Raw genomic sequence first — 24,676 nt, 5'->3', positions numbered from 1 at the left:
CACGTCCCCGACGGAAGACGAACGGACATGCGGTCGAGCCGTTCAGCCATGGAGCGTCTCGACGCTGACCGGTTGACTCGAACCACAGCACCGGACGACCGATCACAGGAGACCGACATGACCGCGAACCAGCCGCACCCCACCACCTCGACGGGCGACGCCGGTCGCCCAGCCCTCGTCGCCGTCGTCGGCGCGACGGGCAAGACCGGTCGCCGCGTCGCGGCCCGCCTCGCCGCACAGGGCATCGCCGTCCGCCCTGTCTCGCGGAGCACCGAGACCAGGCTCGACTGGGACGACGCCGCGACCTGGGCGCCGGCGCTCGCGGGAGCCGACGCCGCGTACGTCGCGGTCGCGCCGGACCTCGCGGCGCCGGGCATCCCCGAGGTCGTCGCCGGCTTCGCCCGGGTCGCGGCGCACGTGGGCGTGCAGCGCCTCGTGCTGCTCTCGGGCCGCGGTGAGCCCGAGGCGCGGCGCGCCGAGCAGCTCGTCGCCGAGGCGTTCCCCGCGCGCACGGTCGTGCGCTGCGCGTGGTTCGCGCAGAACTTCAGCGAGAGCTTCCTGCTGGACCCCGTGCTCGACGGCGTGGTCCCGCTCCCGGTCGACGCCGTGGTCGAGCCGTTCGTCGACCTCGAGGACGTGGCGGACGTCGCGGTCGCGGCGCTCACCGAGGACGGGCACGCGGGCCGGGTCTACGAGCTCACGGGTCCGCGGCTGCTGACCTTCGGCGAGGCGCTCGCGGAGGTCGGGGCGGCGAGCGGCCGGGACGTCAGGCTCGTGACCGTCACGGGTGACGAGTTCGCGGCGGGCCTGACCGCCGCGGGCGTCCCTGCTGACGCCGTCGATCTCACGCGCTACCTCTTCGAGGAGGTCCTCGACGGACGCAACGAGCACCTGACGCACGGGGTGCGGGAGGCTCTCGGGCGCGAGCCGCACGACTTCACGGAGTTCGCGCGTCGCGAGGCCGGGGCCTGGGCGCCGGTCTCCTCGCCCGTGTCCGCACCGGCCGCCCTGGACGAGGTGCACTGATGGACGCGCTCGGGGTCCTCGGGTGGGCGGTCGTGGCGGCGGCGGTCGGGTGCGGACTGGTCGGGGGAGTGCTCTTCGCGTTCTCGACCTTCGTCATGGCGGGCCTGCGCTCGGTCGCGCCCGACGTCGGTGCCGCAGCGATGGCCGCGATCAACCGTCACGCGACCAGGGCTCCGTTCGGGTCCCTCCTGCTCGTGACGACCGGGCTCGTGGTGGTCCTCGGCGTCGTGGCTGCCACGCGGCTGGACGAGGCGGGCGCGGGGCTCGTCCTGGCCGGGGCCGTCGTCTACCTCGTCGGTGGCATCGGGGTCACGGCCGCGGTCAACGTGCCGCTCAACGACCGGCTCGAGGCCGCGGACGCTGCGGTCTCGACCTCGGGCGCACGGTCGGGTGAAGCCTCACCCTCAGGTGGAGGGTCGGCTGGGACGAGGGTTCGTCCCGCCAGCCCGACGGCGGAGCGAGACCGGGTCTGGGCGGGCTTCCTCGAGCGGTGGGTCGCCTGGAACCACGTGCGGACCCTGGCGTGCGCGGTGGCCGCCCTGCTGCTGACCCTGGGACTGGTGACGCGACTCGCGGGGTGAGCCGCGCCGTCGGGCACCGGATGAACGGTGGGTGCGGAGTTCTTGTGCGACACGCCCGGCGAGTCGCGCAAGAACTCCGCACTCGGCGCACCGGAGGAGGGCGCAGCCCGGAATAGCCGTCCCCGCGCCGGGGTTGCCCCGGTATGAGCGCTGAGAGCTGGGGCGAGGAAGCCGTCATCCGCAAGGTCCTCGCGGACACCGAGACGTGGGCCGTAGTCGGGCTGTCGAACAACTCGGCCCGCGCCGCGTACGGGGTGGCCCGGCTGCTCCAGCGTCAGGGCAAGCGCATCGTGCCGGTCCACCCGGCGGCCGAGACCGTGCACGGCGAGCAGGGCTACGCCTCGCTCGCCGAGATCCCGTTCCCGGTCGACGTCGTGGACGTGTTCGTGCGCTCCGACCTCGCCGGGGACGTGGCGGACCAGGCCGTCGAGATCGGTGCGCGGGCCGTCTGGTTCCAGCTCGACGTCGTCGACGAGGACGCGTTCGCGCGGGTCCGCGACGCCGGGCTCGACATGGTCATGGACCGCTGCCCCGCGATCGAGTGGCCGCGCCTGGGGCCCGCCGTCCCGGCACAGGGCTGAGGCCGACGTGACTGCGATCGACACGACGACCACGCTGGGTGCGCGCGCCGCCGAACGGCTCGACGCCGACCTCGTCGTCTGGCTCACGACGGTCGACCCCACCGGGACCCCGCAGCCGACGCCGGTGTGGCAGATCCGCAGCGGGGACGACGTCGTCATCCTCAGCGAGCCGCGCAAGGCCAAGCTGCGCAACGCCGCCGCCAACCCGCGCGCCGCGCTGCACCTCAACTCGACGCCTGCAGGATGGGACGTGCAGGTGCTCACGGGCCGGCTCGTCCTGGACCCGGTCGGCCTGAGCGCCGAGGAGCGCACGCGCTACGACACCAAGTACCGGTCGCCGATCGCCGGCCTCGGGATGAGTCCCGAGGAGTTCCACGCCGCGTACTCCGAGGTGCTGCGCTTCACGCCCGAACGGCTGCGCGGGTTCTAGGGCCCGTCGCTCCTCGTACCCCGGCGCCGGTGGGATCTGGGGTCGTGCAGGCGCCCGGGCCGAGCATGTGGTTGCCGTCGGACGAGCATACGGTTGGCGTCCGAAACGGCCCGGATGCGAACGCCAACCGCATGCTCGGCGCCGGGTGGCGCCGGGCATGCACCCGGCGACGCCGCAGGCCGTCAGTCCCCGAACACCAGCACCGGGCGACCCGTCCGCGGATGGGGCAGCACGTCGCACCGCACCCCGTACACGGGCTCGATCACGTCGGGGACCAGCACGTCCCGCACCGAACCCGCCGCGACGACGCGCCCGCCCGACAGGACCACGACGTGGTCGCACGAGGCCGCCGCGAGGTTGAGGTCGTGCAGGGCCGCGAGGACCGTCACGCCGTCCGCGGCGAGCTTGCGCAGCACGGTCATGGCAGCGAGCTGGGCAGCGATGTCGAGGTGGTTCGTGGGCTCGTCGAGGAGCAGCAGCGCGGGGTCCTGGGCGAGGGCGCGTGCCATGTGCACGCGTTGGCGCTCACCTCCCGACAACGTGGCGAGCGACCGTTCGGCCAGCTCCTCGACCCCGGCCCGCACCAGGGCCTCGTGGGCCACGGCGCGGTCCGCGTCGGTGTCGCCCGCGAGGAGCGAGCGGTGGGGGATCCTGCCGAGCAGCACGGCGTCGAGCACCGAGAGGGGCAGGTCGGTCGACGCGTCCTGCTCGACGAGGGCCAGCCTGCGCGCCCGGCGGCGCCGCGGCATGCGCAGCAGGTCCTCGCCGTCGAACCGGACCTCGCCCGCATCGGGTACCTGCGTGGCCGCGATCGCGCGCAGCAGCGTCGACTTCCCGGACCCGTTGGGGCCCAGCAGCCCGCTCACCGCTCCCGGGGGAGCCGTGCAGTCCACGCCGTCGAGGATCAGCCGCGACCCGGCCGACCACGAGACGCGCGAGGCATCGAGCCCGTGGGCTGCTCGCTCGCGAGGTGGCGGGCTGGCGGCGCGCGCACCGGCGTCCGGCGCGCCGTCACGCGAGGTCGATGATCCACCGCGGTCGTGCGCCTCCTCGCGCGCCCCCTCGCGCCCGGTGCCCGCCATGCCCATCGTTCTCGGCTCCGTCACAGCGCCCGCCTCCCTCGCCACAGGATGATCGCGAAGACGGGCGCGCCGATCGCGGCCGTCAGGATGCCCACGGGCAGCTCGCGCGGGGCGAAGATGGTGCGGGCGAGCGTGTCGGCCCACACGAGGAACGAGCCGCCGAGCAGGGCCGCGAGGGGCAGCAGCACGCGGTGCCGCGCCCCGGTCAGGAGCCGGACGGCGTGCGGCAGGATCAGCCCGACGAACCCGATCGCCCCCGAGACCGAGACCAGGGCTCCCGTGAGCAGCGCGACCCCCACGAGCAGGAGCCACCGGGTCCGGTTCACCGCGATGCCGAGGCCTGCGGCCGCGGTGTCGCCGAACGTGAAGGCGTCGAGCACCGATCCGGTCGACGCGAGCAGCGTCCCCAGGACGAGCACGGCCCCGCCCGCGATCGCCACGGACGTCCACGTGGCCCCCGCGACCGACCCCATGAGCCACGACAGGATCTCGCGGTAGGAGTCACCGGTCGCGGACCAGAAGATGATGAACGACGTCGCCGCGGCCGCGAGCTGGCTCACCGCGAGACCTGCGAGCACGGTCCGCGTGGGGGTGATGGCCCCGAGCGAGCCCGCGAGCGCGAGGGCCGCGACCAGGGCCACGACCGCTCCGCCGAACGCCGCGACGGGCAGCAGGACGCTCACGCCGAGGACCAGGACGAGGACCGCGCCCAGCGAGGCGCCCGACGAGAGCCCGAGCAGGTACGGGTCGGCGAGCGGGTTGCGCGTGAGGGACTGCATGACGGCGCCGCAGATCGCGAGCCCTGCTCCCACGGCCGCGGCGGTCAGGACGCGCGGCAGCCGGAGCTGCCACACCATGCCGTCCTGCAGCAGGGGGAGCGGTTCGAGGCCGAGCGCCCCGCCGAGCCCGAGGTGCGTCGCGATCGAGCGCCACACGTCGCCCCACGTGAGGTCCGCGGGGCCGATCGTCACGGCGACCACGACGCTCACGACGAGCGCGACCGAGGCTCCGGCGAGCCACCACGGGGTGGCTCGCCGGAGCCTTGGAGTGCGGCGCGCAGAGCGGTGCACGATGGCGCGCGCTCCCGACGGGTCGGCGCTTGTCACGGGCACGAGGCTTCTCACCGGTGGGGGTCTCCTCAGGGGATGGTCAGCGCGGAGAGCTGTGCGCTGAGGTCCTTGACGGCGTCGACGTTGCGCACGCCCGCCTCGGTCGCGGGGAACGGCACGGTCAGGAAGCGGTCGCCCTGCACGGCCGTGAGGTTGGCCGTGGCCGGGTTGGCCTTGAGCGCGTCGATCTTCGACTGCGCAGTGTTCCAGGCCGAGTCGACGAGCACGATCACGTCGGGGTCGGCCGCGATGATCTCCTCGAACGAGAACGGCGTCCAGGTGTCCTGGACCGAGGCCGCGATGTTCTCGACGCCGACGGCGTCCATGATCATCTGCGGCGCACCGATCCCGGCACCCACGTAGGGGATGTCGGAGCCCGAGGAGTACCACAGCGCCGTGAGCCCGCGGTCGTCGGGCTCGAGGGCGTCGAGCTCGGCGCGCTGGGCCGACACCAGGTCCGCCGCGGTCCCGGCGACGTCGAAGATCTGACCGGCCTCGGTGATCTCGGCGAACACGTCGTCGAACGTGAGCGGGTCCGGCTTGTACGCCTCGTCCTTGCACGCCGAGGGCGAGACGTAGGTCTGGACGCCGAGCTGCTGGAAGGTCGCCCGGTCTCCGGCCCCCTCGGCCGTCAGGTTGGACTCCCACCCCGCGTACACGAGGTCCGGCTCGAGCGTGAGCACGGCCTCTGCTCCCGGGACCTTGTCGGCCATCGGGGTCACGACCGCGGGCACCGCGTCGGCCGCGTCGGCCCACTGGTCGGGCACGGGGCCGTCGGGGAACGCGGTCCCCACGATCCGGTCGCCCAGGCCGAGCGCGAGCATCATCTCGGTCGTGCTCGACTTGATGGTCACGACCTGGCGCGGGGCACCGGCGAACGTGACCTCGAACCCGCAGTTGTCGAGCGTCAGGGGGTAGGCCGTCGAGGCGGCGGCAGGTGGCGCGACCGGGGGCGTGGTCGCTCCGCCCGTCGCGAGGCTCCCCGCGTCCGAGCACGCGGCGAGGGTGAGGGACACGCCCAGGGCGAGCGCCGCCGTCGGGCCGGCGGAGAGGATGCGACGAGGGGACCTGCGGACGCGAGGGCGAGCGGACGAGGACAGCACGGGACTCCATGTCGGGGAGGTCGCCGGCTCGGCCGGTGCAGGGCACGGCGGCGCGGCGAGATGCGAGAGGGAAGGGCGCCACAATCCGCGACGAGGATCCGCGGCCCAAGCACGGGCCGCTGCGGCGAGCCAAGCAGGGCTCGCGATCCGCCTCCCAGCCTAGTAGGTCGGACGCGCACGAACCACGCACCCGATGCCGCGGCCTCGCGGACACGCCTCGCGGACTTACAGTGGGCGCATGAGCCCGACGACGGAGCCCGGCCCTCCCGGTACGTCCGGTCGCGCGCAGCACGAGACAGGCCGGGGCGCGGACCCGTCCCGGTGGTGGGCCCCGCTGCTGGGCGTCGCCTCGGCCCTCGGCGCCTTCGCGGTGGCCGAGCTGGTCGCGCTGGTCGTGGGCTCCGGATCGAGCCCCGTGCTCGTCGTGGGGGCGGGTGTCGTGGACCGGGTCCCGCCGTGGCTCAAGGACTTCGCGGTCGAGACCTTCGGCACCGCGGACAAGACCGTGCTGATCCTCGGGATCGTCGTGGTGCTGGCGCTCGCGGCCGTCGCGGCGGGGATCCTCGAGACGAGGCGACCGCCGTGGGGGACGGTCCTGCTCGTGGCGGTCGGCGCCGTGGGGGTCGCAGCGGCCGTGACGCGGCCCGACGCGACCACCCTGTGGGCGCTGCCGACCGTGGTAGGCGTCGGCGTCGGGATCATGCTCCTGCGGACAGGGGCCGCGCGGCTGCGGGCGTGGCGGTCCTCGGCCCTCGCGGCCGAGGCCCGGGCGTCGGGGTCGGCGGTTCCGGGCGAGGCGCGCGAGACGCCCCTCTCGGCACGACGGCAGCGCGAGGCGCTCGACCGTCGGTCCTTCCTCGTCTTCGCGGGCCTGACGACCGTGACCGCGCTCGTGGTCGGCGGCACGGCGCGCGTGCTGTCGGCGGGGTCGCGTGCCCTGACCGCCGTGCGGGACGCGATCCGGCTCCCCGCCCCGACCGGTCCCGCGGTCGTGGTCCCCGCCGGGGCGGACCTCGACGTGCCGGGCATCACGCCCTACGTGACGCCCAACGACGAGTTCTACCGCATCGACACGGCCCTGCGCGTGCCCGAGGTGGACCCGGACGACTGGCGGCTGCGCGTCGTCGGGCTCGTCGAGGAGGAGGTCGAGATCTCGTTCGCCGAGCTGCTCGCGCTGCCCCTGGTCGAGCACGCCACGACGCTGACGTGCGTGTCCAACGAGGTCGGCGGGGACCTGGTCGGCAACGCGGTGTGGCTCGGGTACCCGCTGCGCGACCTGCTGGCCCGCGCCCGCCCGCACGCGGACGCCGACATGGTGCTCTCACGCAGTGCGGACGGCTGGACCGCGAGCACGCCGCTCGAGGTGCTCACGGACCCGGGCCGCGAGTCGTTGCTCGCGGTCGGCATGAACGGCGAGCCGCTGCCGCTCGCGCACGGCTTCCCGGTGCGCATGGTCGTGCCGGGGCTGTACGGGTACGTCTCGGCGACCAAGTGGGTCGTCGAGCTCAAGGTCACGCGCTTCGCCGACGACGTCGCGTACTGGTCGACGCGCGGCTGGTCCGAGCGAGGGCCGATCAAGATGTCGTCGCGCATCGACGTGCCCCGCGCGGGGGCGACGGTGTCGCCGGACGCCGCCGGCGACGTGGTCGTGGCGGGCGTCGCGTGGTCCCAGCACTCGGGCGTCGCGGGCGTCGAGGTGCGGGTCGACGAGGGGGAGTGGGAGCCCGCCGAGCTCGCGGAGACCGTCTCGGCCGACACGTGGCGGCAGTGGACGTGGACCTGGAGCGGGCCCGGCGCGGGGGAGCACCGCCTCGCGGTGCGGGCGACCGACGTGGACGGGACCGTCCAGACCTCGACCCAGGCGCCGCCCGCGCCCGACGGGTCGAGCGGCTGGGACACGGTCGAGGTGCGCGTGGCGTAGGCCCCGCGCAGGGGGCGTCCCACGATGCGGGCACCCGGCCCGACGGCGCCGACCTCGCCTCGCCGGCGTGGCAAGGTAAGGGACGTGACGACCTCGCAGACCCCGACCCAGCCCATCTCCTCGACCTCAGAGGCCTCCGACGCGGACGCACCGACCCGGCGGGCCGTGGTCACCGGCGCCTCGTCGGGCATCGGCGCCGCGACCGTGCGCCACCTGCGTGCCGCAGGATGGGACGTCGTCGCGTTCGCGCGCCGCGCCGACCTGCTCGACGCGCTCGCGGCCGGGACCGGCGCGCACCCCGTGGTCGGCGACGTCACGAGCGACGACGACGTCGCGCACCTCGTGCGCGAGGCCGAGGCCCGCGGGCCGGTCCACGCGGTGCTCAACATCGCGGGCTTCGCGAGCGGCACGGACCCGATCGACGCGAGCGACCTGGACCGCTGGCGGGCCATGTTCGAGACCAACGTGCTGGGCACCGTGCGCGTGACCAAGGCGTTCCTGCCCGCGATCCGCCGTGCGGGCTTCGGGACGGTCCTGGTCCTGACCTCGACCGCGGGGCACGACGCGTACAGCGGCGGGTCGGGATACGTCGCGACCAAGCACGCCGAGGCCGCGGTCGCGGACACGCTGCGTCTCGAGCTCAACGGCGAACCCATCCGGGTCCTGGAGATCGCGCCCGGCATGGTCCGCACCGAAGGGTTCTCGCTGACCCGGTTCGACGGCGACCAGGCCAGGGCCGACGCGGTCTACGACGGTGTCGAGGCGCCGCTGACCGCCGACGACGTGGCCGACGTCGTGACCTTCGCCGTGACCCGGCCCCAGCACGTCGCGATCGACACCCTGGTACTGCGTCCCGTCGCGCAGTCCTCGACCACGTTGCTGGCCCGCGGACCGCTCGTGACGCGCAGGTGACGGACAGGGGACGCACCCCGGCCCGGGGCGCTGCCCGGGCTGGGGTGACCCCAGTTCGCCGCTGAGCGCCGGGCCGAGACGCGCTTGTCGGCGCGCACGCGGGCTGGCATGATGGCGCCCGTGACCCCCGCCGCGCACCCCCTGAGCACCCGAGTGCTCGCCGTGCGCCCGCGGCCGGTCCGCACGTCGAGCTGTTGTTGAGGGCTCGCTGACGCTCCAGCAGCGTGCGACCTGGTGTCAGCGAGCAGTGCCACGCCCCTCCCTCTGAAGAGAGGGCGTGATGGTCACCGATCAGTTCTCCGGTCCTGGTCGGTCTGCCCTCGTGAGCACCCGCCTCGACACCAGGACTCCCCATGAACGCCATCGCACTGATCGCCCACCCGTTCGACACCGCCGGGGGCATCGATCCCCTCGGTCGCCTCGTCGCCCACGACCCCTGGTTCGGCGCCGCATCGCTGGGCGGCGCGCCGTCCGCTTCGCACGGCCCGACGGCGCAGCCCGCCCAGGGCGCCGCCCTCACGATCGAGTGGCTCGTCGCGCGCGACATCGACACCTACCGTGCCCGCCGTCGGGCCTCCTCGCGCGGTCGGTCGGTCGCGGGGCGCTGAGCGGCCCGGCCGTCGTGCGACGGCCGGCGCGTCGTCAGGTGCGTCAGGCCGACGTCACGGCGTAGGTGACGCGGACCAGCCCGTCGTCGGCCGTCGTGTGGACTCCGCGGACGGTGAGGCGCACGTCCCGGTCGAGCGCCCCGAACAGGCGCTTGCCCGTGCCGAGGAGCAGCGGTGCGACGGACAGGGTGAGCTCGTCGACCAGGCCGGCGGCGAGGAACGACTGGATCGTGCGACCGCCGTCGACGTAGACGCGTCCCGGGCCCTTGCGGTCGAGGAGCTGACGCACGTCCTCGACCGAGGGTGCGACGTGGATGCGTGGGTCGTCCGTGCGAAGGGTCGTGCTCAGGACGACGACGTCCTTGCCGTCGAAGGCCCACTCGTCGAAGCCGAGCACCGTCTCGTAGGTGGAACGTCCCATGACGACGGTGTCGACGGTCGGGAAGAACGTCTCCCACACGAGCGCCGGCGAGGTCGACGCAGGAGCGACGTGGTCCTGGAGCGCCGGAGCGGTGAGCCAGTCGAGGCTGCCGTCGGGGCGTGCGATGAAACCGTCCAGGCTGACGCCGATGAAGACGCATCCGGTCCACTCGCGGGTCGTCGTCATGTCCATGCCTCCATGAGCTGGTCGAGGGTGTCGGTCGGCGGAGAGGGGCGCAGGTCGACCCCGCGTCGATCAGACCAGGGCGCGGACCTCGGCGTACCCGTCGGCCAGGACCGAGGGGGCCGGCGCCTCGCCGCCGAAGACCCGCGTGGCACCCGGGGCGTCCGACCACGAGCGCCATCCCGGTGTCCCCTCGAGCACGAGCGAGACCGCTGCACCGTGGAGCTCGCTCGCCAGGGCCTGGGGCGGGTTGTCGCCCGCGATGAAGTCCACCTTCTCGGCGTCGAGGCAGTCGAACCAGAACGGCACGTCGAGGCAGTGGGCGGCCCACCCGAGCATCGGCGACGCCCACGAGAAGCGGTACACCCAGGTGGGGTGGGCGGCTCGGGCCTCGGCGACCCGGACGATCGGCGCGCGGAACATGCTGTCGGTCATGAAGCGGCCGAGCACGGCCGCCGTGCCCTTGCGGCGCTGCGGCCGGTTGGCGGCGAGGTAGGCCTTGCGCCGGTCACGGTCGGTGAGCAGCCTGCCCAGGACGAGCGAGGCCGGCACGAAGCGCAGCTTGTTCTTCTGGGCGTCGGTCGCCATGGTGAACTCGTCGTCCGTGGCGCCGAGCACGAGCGGCTTGTCGCCGCCCACGCCGCTGCGCAGCGAGTCGAGCGTCGGGCGGGTGATGAGGTCGCCGTCGATCATCGGACCCCAGGGCAGTCCGTCCTGGAGCATCGCTGCGACGCCTGCCATCGGGTCGAGGTCGTCCGGGTTGGTCGCCGCGTCCTGCAGCTCCAGGACGCGGGTCTCCGGCAGGGACGCGAACCCGTCCCGCGTCGCCTCGACCCCGGCAAGACGCGCGAGCGTCTCGGCGAACGTCCTCGCCCGGGCCTCGGTGACGTCGGCGACGGCGCCCGAGAGGCACCACACCGACCGGAACAGGTGCTGTGCTGCCGGCATGCCGAGCAGCGTCAGCACCGCGCCGCCGCCCGCCGACTGGCCGGCGATCGTGACGCGCGCAGGATCGCCGCCGAACGCCGCGACGTTGCGCTGCACCCAGTCCAGGGCGAGCAGCCAGTCGCGCACGCCACGGTTGGACGGCGCGCCCTCGATGTACCCGAACCCGTCGAAGCCGAGCCGGTAGGAGATCGACACGGTCACGACGCCGTCGCGGTTGAACGCGCGCCCGTCGTACCAGGGGCTCGCCGGCGAGCCGGCCGTGTAGCCGCCGCCGTGGATGTAGACGAGAACGGGCAGGGCGGCGTCGGGCGCACCGGGTGAGGGCGTGTAGACGTTGACGTTGAGGGTCGAGTCGCCGGGGATCGAGGGCTCGGGGATCAGCGTGATCTCGGCGAGCTGCTTGCGCTGCGGGGTCGGGCCGAGCTCCGCGGCGTCGCGGACCCCGTCCCAGGGAGCGACGGGCACGGGCGCCTCGAACCGGAGGGGCCCGACGGGGGCCTCGGCGAAGGGGACGCCGAGGAAGGCCGCGGACCCCTCGCGCCAGATCCCACGGACCTGGCCCGAGTCGATCGTGACGACGGGGCGTTCCAGGGTGGGGTCGACCGACTCGGTGACGGTCTCGGGGGTGCTCATGCGGTGGTGCTCCGTTCGGAGGGGAAGACCCCGAGGGACACGAGCAGCCGCTCGATCTCGGAGGCCATGTCGATGGTGGGGTCCTGCAGCCAGAGGGTCTGCAGGCCGTCGGCGACGGCGGTGATGACGAGGCCCAGCGAGGCCGTGTCGACGTCGGTGGGGTACTGCCCGGCGAGCTTGCCCTCCTCGACGAGTCCCGTGAACATCGCCTGCATGCCCGCCCGGCGCTCGGCGAAGAAGGCGTGGGCCGGGTGCGCGTGGTCGCTCGCCTCGGCGTTGAGGCGCGTGTACAGCTCGACGAGTCCGGGGACCTCGGCGTTGTGCCGCATGACCTGCAGGAACACCCGGAAGGGGTCGAGCCTGGACTCCGTGCGGTAGGTCTCCAGATCGAGCTCGTCGCGCTTGCGCAGGATCGCGGTGAACAGCTCGTCCTTGCTGTCGAAGTAGTGCAGCAGACCCGCCTGGCTGAGGCCGGCCGCGTCCGCGAGCTCCTTGACCGATGCCCCCCGGTATCCCTCGCGGGCGATGACCTCGAGCGCCGTCGAGAGGATCTCCTCCCGCTTGGCGATGCCCTTCGCGTATGAACCTCGCTGTGCCATGCGTCGACCCTAGACCGGAGACCCTTGCACTTCAATACCGAGTGCCATACTGTTTTGGCGACGCTCAAGGATGAGCGCCTGTCCGACGAAGGATCCGCCATGACACTGCCGTCCGATTCCCCATCCACCGCTCCGGTCTCGGCCCCGACGCCCACCCCTGCGCCGGCGTTCGCTGTCGACACGTCCGCTGCCGCCGAGGAGTTCATCGAGGAGGCGTCCGGCCAGGACGACCCGCCCCCGCTCGTCCGGGGCACCCCTCGGCGCCTGCTCGGGTGGATCGTCCCGGCCAACTTCTCGGTCTTCATGATCTGGGGCGCCGTGGGCGGACTCCTGATGCCTCTCCAGGTGCAGCTCCTGGGTGAGGAGGACAAGGTCGCGAACCTGGCCGTGGTCGGGACGTTCGGCGCCCTGGCCGCACTGCTCGCGCAGCCCGTCGCGGGTCAGATCTCGGACCGCACGCGCAGCAGGTTCGGCAGGCGCGCCCCGTGGCTCGTCCTCGGTGCCCTCGTCGGTGGCCTCGGCCTGCTGGCCATGGGCTTCGCGAGCTCGCTCGTCGGCATCGTCATCGGCTGGATGATCGTCCAGATCGCCTACAACTTCGCGCAAGGCCCCCTCAGCGCGATCATGCCGGACCGCGTCCCCCGTACCCTGCGCGGCACCTTTGCCGCGCTCTCCGGGCTGGGGCTGATGCTCGGAGCCCTCGGCGGATCGATCCTGGGTGCGCAGTTCGCGGACTCGATCCAGCTCGGCTACCTGGTCTTCGCGGGCTTCACCCTGATCGTGCTGACCCTGTTCGTCGTGTTCAACCCCGACCACTCCAGCAAGGACCTGACCAAGGAGCCGTTCGACATCGGCGAGTTCCTGCGCACCTTCTGGGTCAGCCCGCGCAAGCACCCCGACTTCTTCTGGGCCTTCACCGGACGCCTGCTCCTGTACACGGGGTACTTCGCCGTGACCGGCTACCAGCTGTTCATCCTGCAGGACTACATCGGTCTCGGTCAGGCCGGGGCGGTCGCCGCCGTGCCGTTGTTCAGCGTCATCAGCCTCGCGGGCGTGCTCGTCGCGACGCTCGTCTCCGGACCGCTGTCCGACCGGTTCCAGCGCCGCAAGGTGTTCGTCTTCCTCTCGTCGGCGCTCGTCGGCCTGGCGCTCCTCATCCCCATGTTCGTGCCGAGCTTCGCGGGCTGGGCCGTCTTCACGTTCGTCTCGGGCCTCGGCTTCGGCATGTTCCAGGCCGTCGACACGGCGCTCATGAGCGAGGTGCTGCCGTCGGCGAAGTCGTTCGCCAAGGACCTCGGCGTCGTCAACATCGCCGCGACCCTGCCGCAGACGCTCGCCCCCGCGTTCGCCGGCATGATCATCCTGAGCTTCGGCGGGTACATCGCACTGTTCCCGGTCGGGATCGTCCTGAGCATTCTCGGCGCCTGCGCGGTCTGGCCGATCAAGGCGGTGCGCTGATGGTCGCCGACACGTCGCAGCCGCAGGAGGCGACCGACGCCGTCGTCCCCGCACCACGGACGCGTCGCCCGCGGGCGATGCTGGCCTGGTCGCTGGGCCTGGTCGCCGCGTTCGCGCTCATGGGTCTGCTCGTCGGGCTGAACCCGGCGGCGCCCTTCACACAGCCGCTCGACGACTGGTGGCGTGCGCTCGTCGGCGTGTCCGCGGACGGGAGCATCCACACCTCGGCCGTCCCGATGTTCTTCCAGCACCTGGGAGAAGGCCCGGGCGCGCTCGTGGGGGTCGTCCTGGTCCCCGCGGTGCTCGCGATCGTCGGGCGCTGGCGCTCCGGGCTCTTCTTCCTCACGGTCACGCTGGTCGGCCCGGGGCTCTTCTCCCAGGGGATGAAGAACCTCGTGGACCGCCCGCGTCCCGCCGTCGACGAGACGCTCGGGCTGTTCGGGCCGCTGTTCCGGGTCGACCACGGGTCGTTCCCCTCGGGGCACGCCGTCATGGCCGGCGCGCTCGTCGTCGGCATCGCGGCCCTGATCCCGGCCACGCGGCGCACCGCGCGCACGCTCTGGTGGACCGTCGGCGGCCTGATCCTGCTCGGCATGGTGTGGCAGCGCACGCTCATCAACGCGCACTGGTTCTCCGACACGGTCTTCGGACTCGTCGCGGGCATCGCCGGCGCGCTCCTGATGTGGTGGGCGTTCTGGCCCCTGATCCAGCGCGACCACGGGCGCCCCGTGTGGTTCTGCCACCTCGGGCGCCGCCACCAGCCCTCCCCAGCCTGAACCGCGATCGAGAGACAAGGACGAGCACATGACCGACATCGACATCACCAACCAGGGGGCAGCGACGGCGTTCGTCGCCGACCTGACGCTCGAGGAGAAGGCGTCGCTGACCAGCGGCGCGAGCTTCTGGTGGACCAAGGGGGTCGAGCGTGCGGGCATCCCGTCCGTCATGCTCACCGACGGCCCGCACGGTCTGCGCAAGCAGCGCGGCAGCGCCGACCACCTCGGGATCGGCGACAGCGTCCCGGCGACGTGCTTCCCGCCCGCGGTCGGGCTCGGTTCGTCGTGGGACACCGCGCTCGCGCACCGCGTCGGCGAGGCGCTGGGCGTGGAGTCCTCGATCGAGGACGTCGCGGTCATCCTCGGCCCGGGCGTCAACATCAAGCGCTCGCCGCTGTGCGGCCGAAACTTCGAGTACTTCTCGGAGGACCCGGTCGTCTCCGGCGTGATGGCCGCCGCGCTCGTGCGGGGCACGCAGTCGACGGGGGTCGGCACGTCGCTCAAGCACTTCGCGGCCAACAACCAGGAGCACGACCGCATGCGCTCGTCGAGCGACGTCGACCCGCGTCCGCTGCGCGAGATCTACCTGCGCGGCTTCCAGCGCGTGGTCGAGGACGCCCAGCCGTACACCGTGATGTGCTCCTACAACCGCGTCAACGGCGTCTTCGCGTCCGAGGACCCGTTCCTCCTGACCCGGGTGCTGCGCGACGAGTGGGGCTTCGAGGGGCTCGTGGTCTCGGACTGGGGCGCGGTCAACGACAGGGTCTCGGCGCTCGCGGCGGGCCTGGACCTGGAGATGCCGTCCTCGGGCGGAGCGACCGACGCGCAGATCGTCGACGCGGTGCGCGATGGCTCGCTCGACGAGAGCGTCGTGGACGCCTCGGCCGCGCGGGTCGCGCACCTCGCGACGCGCTGGCAGGGCACGCCGCGCGTCGCCGGCCCGCTGGACATCGACGCGCACCACGCGCTCGCGCGGGAGGTGGCCGGGCGGTCGATCGTCCTGCTGAAGAACGACGGGGGACTGCTCCCGCTCCGGGCGGAGCGCTCGGTGGCACTCATCGGGGCCTTCGTCGACCAGCCCCGGTACCAGGGGGCCGGGTCCTCGATGATCAACCCGACCCGGATCGACTCGGTGGCCCGCGAGGTCGCGATCAAGGTCGGTGAGGACCTCGTCTCCCAGGCGCAGGGCTTCACGCTCGACGGCTCGGGCGACGCGGCAGCGCTGCGGGCCGAGGCCGTCGCCCTCGCGGCGGAGAACGACGTCGCCGTGGTCTTCCTCGGCCTGCCGGCGGCCGCAGAGTCCGAGGGCTACGACCGCGAGCACATCGACCTGCCGGCCGTGCAGCTCGAGCTCCTCGACGCGGTGCTCGAGGTCAACCCCGACACCGTGGTCGTCCTGTCCAACGGCAGCGTCGTCGCGCTCCCGTTCGCGGACGACGTCTCGGCGATCCTCGAGGGCTGGCTGCTCGGCCAGGCCGGGGGCGGCGCGATCGCCGACGTGCTCTGCGGCGACGTCAACCCGTCGGCCAAGCTCACCGAGACGATCCCGGTGCGCCTGGAGGACAGCCCGGCATTCCTCAACTTCCCCGGCGAGGACGGTCACGTCCGCTACGGCGAGGGCCTGTTCGTCGGCTACCGCTGGTACGACGCGCGCAAGATCGAGGTAACCTTCCCGTTCGGGCACGGCCTGTCCTACACGACGTTCGGGTACGGGGACGCGTCGGCGTCCGTGGGCGCCGACGGCGACGTCGAGGTGCGTGTCACGGTGACCAACACGGGGGACCGCGCGGGCCGCGAGGTCGTGCAGGTCTACACGGGGTTGGCCTCGGAGGACGTGCAGCGTCCCGAGCGCGAGCTCAAGGCGTTCGCGCTGGTCGAGCTCGAGGCGGGCGAGAGCCGTGAGGTCGTCCTCACGGTCCGTCGTGCCGACCTCGCGTACTGGCACGTCCGCACGGACCGCTGGGTGGTCGAGGGCGGCGTGTACACGGTCGACGTCGCGGCGTCGAGCCGCGACCTGCGCTCGTCCACGACCGTCGAGGTGGTCGGCGACACGCTCGTCCTGCCGCTCACGCGCGAGTCCTCGCTGGCCGAGGTCTTCGCGCACCCGGTCGCGGGGCCGATCGTGCAGCAGGCCATGGCGCAGATGGCCTCGGCCATGGAGGGGGCGGCGTCGATCATGCCCGAGGGCGTCGACATGGCGAAGATGATGGGCTCGTTCCCGATCGGGCGCATCGGCATGATCGCGGGCGACAGCCTCGGCCCCGAGCAGGTCGACCAGCTCCTCGCGATGGCCAACGGCGCCGGAGCCTGAGCCGTCCGACGAGGGGAGGCCCCGGCACCGCACGGTGCCGGGGCCTCCTGTGCCTGCCGGCCCGCCTGCGTGCCTGCCGGCCCGCCGCCCGACTGCCCGACCGCCCGGCCGCCTTCCGGTCGGCTCGGGCGCGACCGGCAGGTGGCGCGTTACCATGGGGTCCACAGGCATCGACCCGGCCATCACCGGTGAGCCTCCGGAAGAACGGGCCCCGTCCGCGGGGCCTCAGTAGAACCGGACGGGTAGGCCCGTCACAGCCGTGTCGAGCGGTCGCCGCTCGGGCTCCTCAGGTGCCCGACGACGGCAAGCGGGGTGGTACCGCGGCTCACCTTCTCCCTCGGGAACCAGGGAGGGGTGGTCGTCCTCGCACGAGCACGTCCCGGACCACCGCCTGCCACTCACGATGGAGCCACTGAGCCATGGCCTACCCGCTGCACCGCACCGACGACACCGCCCCTGACGGTCAGGGCCACCAGATCCCCGCCAGCCCCCACCTGCCCTCGCTCGAGCGCGGCGTGCTGTCGTACTGGTCCAAGGACGACACGTTCCGTGCGTCGATCGAGCACCGTGAGGCGGGCCAGGACGGCGACAACGAGTTCGTCTTCTACGACGGCCCTCCCTTCGCGAACGGTCTGCCGCACTACGGCCACCTCCTGACGGGCTACGCCAAGGACGTCGTGCCGCGCTACATGACCATGCGGGGCAAGCGTGTCGAGCGCCGCTTCGGATGGGACACGCACGGTCTGCCGGCCGAGCTCGAGGCCGAGCGCGTGCTGGGCATCACCGACAAGTCCCAGATCGAGGCCATGGGCATCGCCGCGTTCAACGACGCCTGCCGCGAGTCCGTGCTCAAGTACACGGACGAGTGGAAGGAGTACGTGACGCGCCAGGCGCGCTGGGTCGACTTCGACAACGACTACAAGACGCTCGACATCACCTTCATGGAGTCGGTGATCTGGGCGTTCAAGCGCCTGTACGACAAGGGCCTCGCGTACGAGGGCTACCGCGTGCTGCCGTACTGCTGGCGCGACGAGACGCCGCTGTCGAACCACGAGCTGCGCATGGACGACGACGTGTACCAGTCGCGCCAGGACCCGGCCCTCACGGTCGGGTTCCGGCTCTCCGGCGAGGACGTCGACGGCGTCGCCTCGCCCGCCGCGGGAGCGCTCGTCCTCGTCTGGACCACGACGCCCTGGACGCTCCCCTCGAACCTGGCGGTCGCCGTCGGGCCGGACGTGGACTACGTCGTGGTGCGCGCCGGTGCCGGCTCGGCAGTGGCCGGGGACACGGTCGTGCTCGCCGCCGCCCGACTGGGCGCCTACGTCAAGGAGCTCGGGGAGGACGCCGAGGTCCTGGCGACCGTCAAGGGCGCCGACCTCGCCGGGCTGCGCTACACGCCGGCCTTCGACTACTTCACGGACCGCTCGGCCGAGGGCTGGCCCACCGCGCACCAGGTGCTCGTGGCCGACTTCGTGACGACCGAGGACGGCACCGGTGTCGTCCACCTGGCTCCGGCCTTCGGTGAGGACGACATGGCCGTGTGCGACGCCGCGGGGATCGTGCCCGTCGTGCCGGTCGACGCCCGTGGGCGCTTCACCAACGCGGTCCCGGACTACGCGGGCGAGCAGGTGTTCGACGCCAACCCCAAGGTCATCAAGGACCTCAAGGAGGGCACGGGCCCGCTCGCACGCGTCGCGGCCGCCTCGCGCGCGGTCGTGCTGCGCCACGAGACCTACCAGCACTCCTACCCGCACTGCTGGCGCTGCCGGAACCCCTTGATCTACAAGGCGGTCTCGAGCTGGTTCGTGCGCGTGACCGAGTTCCGCGACCGCATGGTCGAGCTCAACCAGGACATCACCTGGACGCCCGAGCACATCCGTGACGGCCAGTTCGGCAAGTGGCTCGCGGGTGCTCGCGACTGGTCCATCTCGCGCAACCGCTACTGGGGCACGCCCATCCCCGTGTGGGTCTCGGACGACGCGAACTACCCGCGCATCGACGTCTACGGCTCGATCGCCGAGCTCGAGGCCGACTTCGGCGTGCCCGTCACGGACCTGCACCGGCCGTTCATCGACGACCTGACACGCCCCAACCCGGACGACCCGACCGGGAAGTCCGTCATGCGCCGCATCCCTGACGTCCTGGACGTCTGGTTCGACTCGGGCTCCATGCCGTTCGCGCAGGTGCACTACCCGTTCGAGAACGCGGACTGGTTCGAGCACCACTACCCGGGCGACTTCATCGTCGAGTACATCGGTCAGACCCGCGGCTGGTTCTACACGCTGCACGTCCTGGCCACGGCTCTGTTCGACCGCCCGGCGTTCCGTTCGGCCGTCTCGCACGGGATCGTGCTCGGCTCGGACGGGCGCAAGATGAGCAAGTCGCTGCGCAACTACCCGGACGTCTCCGAGGTCCTGGACCGGGACGGCTCCGACGCGATGCGCTGGTTCCTCATGAGCTCGCCCATCCTGCGCGGCGGGAACCTCATCGTCACCGAGGAGGGCATCCGCGACTCGGTGCGCCAGGTGATGCTGCCGCTGTGGAGCACGTACTACTTCTTCACGCTCTACTCGAACAACGCGAACGGCGGCTCGGGATACACCGCGCAGCGCGTGGCACCGGAGCGCGTCGCGGACCTCCCGGCCCTCGACCGCTACCTGCTGGCGCGCACGCACGACCTGGTCGCGACCGCCACGACCCAGCTCGACGCGTACGACATCGCGGGCGCGTGCGAGACCGTGCGCGAGCACCTCGACCTGCTGACCAACTGGTACGTCCGCACGCAGCGCGACCGCTTCTGGGACGAGGACAAGGACGCGTTCGACACGCTCTGGACGGCCCTCGAGGTCCTCACGCGCGTCATGGCGCCGCTCGCGCCCATGCTCTCCGAGGAGGTCTGGCGCGGGCTCACGGGTGGGCGCAGCGTGCACCTGACGGACTGGCCGAGCGTGGCGGCGCAGGAGACGACCGACGGCACGGGCGACTCGCTCGCGGGCGTCCTGGTCGCCGACGACGCGCTCGTCTCCTCGATGGACCTGGTCCGTTCGGTGGCCTCCCTCTCGCTCGGGCTGCGCAAGGCGCACTCGCTGCGCGTGCGCCAGCCGCTGAGCACCCTGACCGTCGTGACCGAGGACCCGGCCGCGCTCGAGCCCTACGGCGACCTGCTCGCCCGTGAGCTCAACGTCAAGTCCGTGCGCTTCCTCGACCTCGAGTCCGGTGCGGCCGACGAGTTCGGCGTCTCGCAGAAGCTCACGGTCAACGCGCGTGCCGCGGGTCCGCGCCTGGGGCGCGGGGTCCAGGCGGCCATCAAGGCCGCCAAGGCGGGGTCGTGGCGCGTGGGCGACGACGGGTTCGTCGTCGTCGAGACGCCCGACGGCGACGTGCCGCTGCTCGGCTCGGAGTACGAGCTGACGACCGTGGTGCTCGCCGAGCAGGGCCACGACGAGGTCGACCCGGCGGCTCCGTCGATCGCGGCGGCCGTGCTGCCCACTGGCGGCTTCGTGGTCCTCGACCTCGAGCTGAACGACGCGCTCCTGGCCGAGGGCTACGCGCGCGACATCGTGCGCGAGGTCCAGGACGCCCGCAAGGCCGCCGGACTCGACGTCTCCGACCGGATCGACCTGTCGCTCTCGGTGCCCGGCCCCTGGCAGGGGGCGGTCGAGGACCACCGCGAGCTCATCGCGGGCGAGACTCTCGCCGTGAGCGTCACGATCGACCTGTCGCCCACCGACGAGCGCAGCGTGCTCGTCGCCAAGGCGTCGTCCGACCAGACCGACGGGGCGCAGGCATGAGCGGCGTCCGCGTCGGCCGTGGCGCCGGCGAACGCCCGGGGGACAAGGACGCCCGGCGTCCCGGAGGTGCCGCGCACCAGCGCACGGCCGAGGAGGCCGCCGCGCTCGAGGACCTGGCCACGGTGTACGCGCACATCATGGACCGGGCCCCCGAGCACGACATCGACCCGACGCTCGAACGCGTCGAGCGTGTCCTCGAGCTGCTCGGCGACCCGCAGAAGGCCTACCGCACGATCCACATCACGGGGACGAACGGCAAGACGTCGACCTCGCGCCTGGTCGAGCGGCTCGTGCGTGAGCACGGTCTGCGCACGGGTCGCTTCACGAGCCCGCACCTGACCTCGGTCACCGAGCGCATCGCGATCGACGGCGAGCCCGTGAGCCCCGCGCGCTTCGTCGAGATCTGGGAGGACGTCGCGCCGTACGTCGGCGTCGCGGACCGCGAGTCGCAGGAGGCGGGCGGTCCTCGCCTGAGCTTCTTCGAGGTGCTCACGGTCATGGCGTTCGCGGCGTTCGCCGACGCCCCCGTCGACGTCGCGATCGTCGAGGTCGGCATGGGCGGCGGCTGGGACTCGACCAACGTCGTGGACGGCGACATCGCGATCGTGACGCCCATCTCGATCGACCACACGCGCTGGCTCGGTCACACGATCGAGGAGATCGCGTCCGAGAAGGCGGGGATCGTCAAGGAGGACGCGGTCGTCGTGCTCGCCGAGCAGAGCGACGCGGCCGAGGCGATCGTCATCGAGGCGGCAGCCGTCAAGCACGCGCGCGTCCTGCGCGAGGGCCAGGACATCGCGGTGGCCGGGCGGACCCCGGCCGTCGGCGGGCAGGTCGTCGACCTGCGCACGCCCGCGGGTCTCTACACCGAGATCTTCCTGCCGCTCATCGGTGAGCACCAGGCCCACAACGCCCTCCTGGCGCTGTCGGCCACCGAGGCGCTGCTCTCGGGCGGTCGCGCGCTCGACGGCGGTGTGGTCGAGGCGGCCTTCGCCGACGCGACCTCTCCGGGACGGCTCGAGGTCCTGCGGTCCAGCCCGACCGTGATCGTCGACGCCGCGCACAACCCGGCGGGCGCCGAGGCGCTCGTCGCGGCGATCGACGAGGCGTTCGAGTTCGAGCACCTGATCGGGGTCGTCGCGATCATGGGCGACAAGGACTCCGAGCAGATCCTCTCGGTGCTCGAGCCCGTGCTGGCGGAGGTCGTCATCACGCGCAACTCGGCCGAGCGCTCGGCCGACGTGACCGACCTCGCCGAGGTCGCGATCGAGGTCTTCGGCGAGGACCGGGTGCACACGGCCGAGCGTCTCGACGAGGCGCTCGCGATCGCGGTCGACCTCGCCGAGCGCGACGACTCGGTGGGCGTCGGTGTGGGCACGGGAGTGCTCGTCACAGGTTCGGTCATCACCGCGGCCGACGTCCGGATCCTGCTCGGGCGCGGCTGACCTCTCGGCGCGCGGCGCGCCGCAGCAGGTCGCGGCCCAGCGGCTCCGCTCGACCCGACCACGACGCAGGGTGTCCCTCGCTCCGAGGGGCACCCTGCGTCGTCGGGCGGACGGGACCTCCCCGGACGTCTCCCTGGGTGCCACGGCCGCTGCGGGGGTGTTTGATGGGGGGACGGGCGCCGGGGCACGAGCCACCGGCGCGCGAGCAGTGCACGCGGCCGGACGTGCCGCAGCAGTCCGACGGAGGGATGCGCCATGAAGAAGCTGCTCAACGACCCGCAGGATGCGGTGACGGAGTCGCTCGACGGGTTCGAGCTGGCCCACGCCGACCTCGTGGAGGTGCACCGGGCACCCCTGTACGTGTCCCGTGCCGGAGGCGCGGTGCCGGGCAAGGTCGGGCTCGTCAGCGGAGGCGGTGCGGGGCACGAGCCGCTGCACGCAGGCTTCGTCGGCGCGGGGATGCTCGACGCCGCGGTCCCCGGGGCGGTGTTCACCTCGCCCACGCCGGACCAGATCGTGCCCGCGATCCTCGGCGCCGACTCGGGCGCGGGCGTGCTCGCGATCGTCAAGAACTACACGGGCGACGTGCTCAACTTCGAGACGGCGCTCGAGCTCGTCGAGGCCGAGGGCACGCAGGCCGCGAGCATCCTCGTCAACGACGACGTCGCGGTCGAGGACTCGCTCTACACCGCGGGTCGCCGCGGGGTGGCGGGCACCGTCGCGGTCGAGAAGATCGCGGGAGCCGCCGCCGAGCGCGGCGACGACCTGGGCAAGGTCACCGAGATCGCCGGGCGGGTCGTCGCGAACGTCCGCTCGATGGGCGTCGCGCTCTCGGCCTGCACCGTGCCGCACGTCGGCAAGCCGAGCTTCGACCTCGACGAGACCGAGATCGAGATCGGGATCGGGATCCACGGCGAGCCGGGCCGGCACCGCATCCCCATGGCGACCGCGGACGAGATCACCGGCATGCTCGTCGACGCCGTCGCGGAGGACCTGCGGCTCGCAGGCGGGGAGCGAGTGTTGCTGTTCGTTAACGGAATGGGCGGTACGCCCCAGTCCGAGCTCTACGTCGTCTATCGTCAGGCACGGAGGCTGCTCGAGGCGCGCGGCGTGGCAGTCACACGCTCGCTCGTGGGCAACTACGTCACTTCGCTGGAGATGCAGGGGGCCTCGGTCACCGTGCTCCGGCTGGACGACGAGCTGACCGCGCTGTGGGACGCGCCCGTGCACACCGCCGCTCTGCGGTGGTGACTCCAGCCGACCCCCGAGAGCCGGGGAGCGGCGCCCCGGACCCTGCTCCTCGGGAGCCGTGCCCGGGACAGGAACGAAAGGGCGAGGAATGACGCTGGACGTTGCGTGGGCTGTGCGCTGGATGCGAGGCGCGGCGACGATGATCGTGTCGTCGCGGGACGAGCTCACCGAGCTGGACCGTCAGATCGGTGACGGGGACCACGGCGAGAACCTGAACCGTGGGTTCCAGGCGGTCGTCGCCAAGCTCGACGGCCTCGAGGAGCAGCCCGCGCAGATCGGCGACGTCCTCAAGCTCGTCGCCACGACCCTCATGTCGTCGGTCGGGGGAGCGTCCGGACCCCTGTACGGCACCGCGTTCCTGCGCGCCGCGAAGGTCACGGGACTCACCGAGCTGGACTCGTCCGCCGTCGTCGCGCTGCTCGAGGGCGCGCTCGAGGGCATCACGGCTCGCGGCAAGGCGGTCCCGGGCGAGAAGACCATGGTCGACGCGTGGCAGCCCGCGGTCGACGCGGCCGTCGAGGCCGCGAACTCCGGCAGCGACCCGGCCGGGGTCCTCGAGGCCGCGCTCGCCGCGGCCGAGGCCGGGGCGCTCGCGACCGTCCCGATGCTCGCGACCAAGGGCCGCGCGAGCTACCTGGGCGAGCGCAGCGTCGGGCACCAGGACCCGGGGGCGACCTCGACCGTGGTGATCCTCCGGGCTGCGGTCGCGGCGGTCGATGCTCCCGGGGAATGATGTCCGGATGACAACCCCACACGTCGGCGACCGCGCGCGGATCGCCCTGGTCCTCGTGTCCCACTCGGCCCGGTTGGCGCAGGGCGCCGCGGAGCTGGCCGCCCAGATGGCCCCGGGTGTGCTGCTCCTGCCCGCGGGCGGCACGGACGACGGCAGCCTCGGAACCAGCCACGACGTGGTGTCCGCCGCGGTCGCCGAGGGGCTCGTCGGGACCGAGGGAGTGGTGGTCCTCGCGGACCTGGGCTCGGCGGTCATGACGATCGAGTCGGTCATCGAGCTCGACGACTCGCTCGACGGGCGGGTCGTCCTCGCGGACGCGCCGTTCGTCGAGGGGGCGGTCGCCGCTGCGGTCACGGCCCACGGGGGCGGGACCCTCGCCGAGGTGCTCGCCTCGGCCGAGGCCGCAGGCGGCACGTTCGCGCAGAGCGGGGCGCCCGACGACGGGTTCGTGCCGCCCGCCGGCCCCGCGGACCAGCTGGCCGCGGCCGCCGGGCTCGAGGACGACTCGCCCGGGGCGCCGCGCTCGGTCACGCTCCGCAACCCGCTGGGGCTCCACGCGCGTCCGGCGGCGATCCTCGCACGGCTGGTCGCGGGCTACGACGCCAAGGTCACGATCAACGGGGTCAACGCCGCGAGCGTGCTGGAGATGATGAAGCTGGGCGCGACCGGTGGTCGCGAGCTCGTGATCGCCGCGGAGGGCCCGCAGGCCAACGAGGCCCGGGACGCGGCCGTCGCCGCGGTCGAGGGCGGCTTCGGCGAGGTGTGATCCGCGCC

General features: G+C 72.9%; 21 protein-coding genes. 15 read left to right on the top strand and 6 right to left on the bottom strand.

Annotation, left to right across the window (positions count from 1 at the left end; genetic code table 11):
- Positions 1-117: 117 nt before the first annotated feature.
- The 4 genes from ASE15_RS05940 (at position 118) to ASE15_RS05925 (ending at position 2,618) form a co-directional block, all read left to right on the top strand.
- Positions 118-1,026 (top strand): NAD(P)H-binding protein, encoded by a 909-nt coding sequence (locus ASE15_RS05940; RefSeq protein WP_056648623.1) that lies wholly within the window; start codon positions 118-120, stop codon positions 1,024-1,026.
- Positions 1,026-1,607 carry a DUF1772 domain-containing protein gene (locus ASE15_RS05935; RefSeq protein WP_056648625.1) on the top strand — a complete coding sequence of 194 codons (582 nt, stop codon included), beginning with the start codon at positions 1,026-1,028 and terminating at the stop codon, positions 1,605-1,607. The genes ASE15_RS05940 and ASE15_RS05935 overlap by 1 nt, the downstream gene beginning before the upstream one ends.
- 143 nt (positions 1,608-1,750) lie before the next feature.
- Positions 1,751-2,188: a CoA-binding protein gene (locus tag ASE15_RS05930; RefSeq protein ID WP_056648627.1), complete on the top strand. Its 438-nt coding sequence runs from the start codon at positions 1,751-1,753 to the stop codon at positions 2,186-2,188.
- 7 nt (positions 2,189-2,195) lie between these two features.
- Complete coding sequence (locus ASE15_RS05925) at positions 2,196-2,618, top strand: TIGR03667 family PPOX class F420-dependent oxidoreductase (protein ID WP_056648629.1); 423 nt, start codon at positions 2,196-2,198, stop codon at positions 2,616-2,618.
- Between the two features lie 182 nt (positions 2,619-2,800).
- On the opposite strand, the gene ASE15_RS05920 is transcribed toward ASE15_RS05925, so the two are convergent.
- Genes ASE15_RS05920 through ASE15_RS05910 form a run of 3 tightly spaced genes read right to left on the bottom strand, consistent with a single transcriptional unit; the run spans position 2,801 to position 5,912 of the window.
- Positions 2,801-3,724, bottom strand: coding sequence for a putative F420-0 ABC transporter ATP-binding protein (locus ASE15_RS05920; protein ID WP_235534209.1), 924 nt, complete (start codon positions 3,722-3,724; stop codon positions 2,801-2,803).
- Complete coding sequence (locus tag ASE15_RS05915; RefSeq protein ID WP_369800566.1) at positions 3,721-4,806, bottom strand: putative F420-0 ABC transporter permease subunit; 1,086 nt, start codon at positions 4,804-4,806, stop codon at positions 3,721-3,723. Before ASE15_RS05915 ends, ASE15_RS05920 begins: the two co-directional genes overlap by 4 nt.
- Before the next feature lie 32 nt (positions 4,807-4,838).
- On the bottom strand, positions 4,839-5,912 hold the full coding sequence (locus ASE15_RS05910) for a putative F420-0 ABC transporter substrate-binding protein (protein WP_235534207.1): 1,074 nt from the start codon (positions 5,910-5,912) through the stop codon (positions 4,839-4,841).
- A 238-nt stretch (positions 5,913-6,150) separates the two neighbouring features.
- On the opposite strand from ASE15_RS05910, the gene ASE15_RS05905 reads away from it, so the two are divergent.
- From ASE15_RS05905 to ASE15_RS05895, 3 genes are all read left to right on the top strand, one after another.
- A complete protein-coding gene (locus ASE15_RS05905; protein ID WP_082618240.1) occupies positions 6,151-7,833 on the top strand; it encodes a molybdopterin-dependent oxidoreductase in 1,683 nt (560 codons plus the stop codon).
- A gap of 84 nt (positions 7,834-7,917) precedes the next feature.
- Positions 7,918-8,745, top strand: coding sequence for an SDR family oxidoreductase (locus ASE15_RS05900; protein ID WP_369800565.1), 828 nt, complete (start codon positions 7,918-7,920; stop codon positions 8,743-8,745).
- A 353-nt stretch (positions 8,746-9,098) separates the two neighbouring features.
- Positions 9,099-9,353 (top strand): hypothetical protein, encoded by a 255-nt coding sequence (locus ASE15_RS05895; protein WP_056648630.1) that lies wholly within the window; start codon positions 9,099-9,101, stop codon positions 9,351-9,353.
- Between the two features lie 43 nt (positions 9,354-9,396).
- Here ASE15_RS05895 and ASE15_RS05890 read toward each other — a convergent pair whose 3' ends face one another.
- From ASE15_RS05890 to ASE15_RS05880, 3 genes are all read right to left on the bottom strand, one after another.
- On the bottom strand, positions 9,397-9,960 hold the full coding sequence (locus ASE15_RS05890; RefSeq protein ID WP_056649003.1) for a dihydrofolate reductase family protein: 564 nt from the start codon (positions 9,958-9,960) through the stop codon (positions 9,397-9,399).
- A 69-nt stretch (positions 9,961-10,029) separates the two neighbouring features.
- Positions 10,030-11,538, bottom strand: a complete 1,509-nt coding sequence (locus tag ASE15_RS05885; protein WP_056762143.1) for a carboxylesterase/lipase family protein — start codon at positions 11,536-11,538, stop codon at positions 10,030-10,032.
- Complete coding sequence (locus ASE15_RS05880; RefSeq protein ID WP_068625631.1) at positions 11,535-12,137, bottom strand: TetR/AcrR family transcriptional regulator; 603 nt, start codon at positions 12,135-12,137, stop codon at positions 11,535-11,537. Before ASE15_RS05880 ends, ASE15_RS05885 begins: the two co-directional genes overlap by 4 nt.
- Positions 12,138-12,236: 99 nt before the next feature.
- Here ASE15_RS05880 and ASE15_RS05875 point away from each other — a divergent pair, with 99 nt between their 5' ends.
- The 8 genes from ASE15_RS05875 (at position 12,237) to dhaM (ending at position 24,668) form a co-directional block, all read left to right on the top strand.
- A complete protein-coding gene (locus ASE15_RS05875) occupies positions 12,237-13,595 on the top strand; it encodes an MFS transporter (RefSeq protein ID WP_082618238.1) in 1,359 nt (452 codons plus the stop codon).
- On the top strand, positions 13,595-14,371 hold the full coding sequence (locus tag ASE15_RS05870; RefSeq protein WP_056762141.1) for a phosphatase PAP2 family protein: 777 nt from the start codon (positions 13,595-13,597) through the stop codon (positions 14,369-14,371). Before ASE15_RS05875 ends, ASE15_RS05870 begins: the two co-directional genes overlap by 1 nt.
- Positions 14,372-14,399: 28 nt before the next feature.
- A complete protein-coding gene (locus tag ASE15_RS05865) occupies positions 14,400-16,682 on the top strand; it encodes a glycoside hydrolase family 3 C-terminal domain-containing protein (protein WP_056762139.1) in 2,283 nt (760 codons plus the stop codon).
- Between the two features lie 419 nt (positions 16,683-17,101).
- Positions 17,102-20,473 carry an isoleucine--tRNA ligase gene (gene ileS, locus ASE15_RS05860; RefSeq protein WP_056762137.1) on the top strand — a complete coding sequence of 1,124 codons (3,372 nt, stop codon included), beginning with the start codon at positions 17,102-17,104 and terminating at the stop codon, positions 20,471-20,473.
- Positions 20,470-21,918 (top strand): folylpolyglutamate synthase/dihydrofolate synthase family protein, encoded by a 1,449-nt coding sequence (locus ASE15_RS05855; protein WP_056762134.1) that lies wholly within the window; start codon positions 20,470-20,472, stop codon positions 21,916-21,918. The genes ileS and ASE15_RS05855 overlap by 4 nt, the downstream gene beginning before the upstream one ends.
- Before the next feature lie 255 nt (positions 21,919-22,173).
- A complete protein-coding gene (gene dhaK, locus ASE15_RS05850) occupies positions 22,174-23,169 on the top strand; it encodes a dihydroxyacetone kinase subunit DhaK (RefSeq protein ID WP_056762131.1) in 996 nt (331 codons plus the stop codon).
- Positions 23,170-23,257: 88 nt separating this feature from the next.
- Positions 23,258-23,902, top strand: a complete 645-nt coding sequence (dhaL, locus tag ASE15_RS05845; RefSeq protein WP_056648646.1) for a dihydroxyacetone kinase subunit DhaL — start codon at positions 23,258-23,260, stop codon at positions 23,900-23,902.
- Positions 23,903-23,909: 7 nt separating this feature from the next.
- Positions 23,910-24,668 carry a dihydroxyacetone kinase phosphoryl donor subunit DhaM gene (gene dhaM / locus ASE15_RS05840; protein ID WP_056762129.1) on the top strand — a complete coding sequence of 253 codons (759 nt, stop codon included), beginning with the start codon at positions 23,910-23,912 and terminating at the stop codon, positions 24,666-24,668.
- Positions 24,669-24,676: the final 8 nt, after the last annotated feature.

The sequence above is a fragment of the Oerskovia sp. Root22 genome (assembly GCF_001429135.1).
In the GTDB taxonomy this organism is placed as follows: Bacteria; Actinomycetota; Actinomycetes; order Actinomycetales; family Cellulomonadaceae; genus Oerskovia; species Oerskovia enterophila.
The sequence above is the reverse complement of the archived record's forward strand: the minus strand, read 5'-3'. Positions and strand labels throughout refer to the sequence as shown.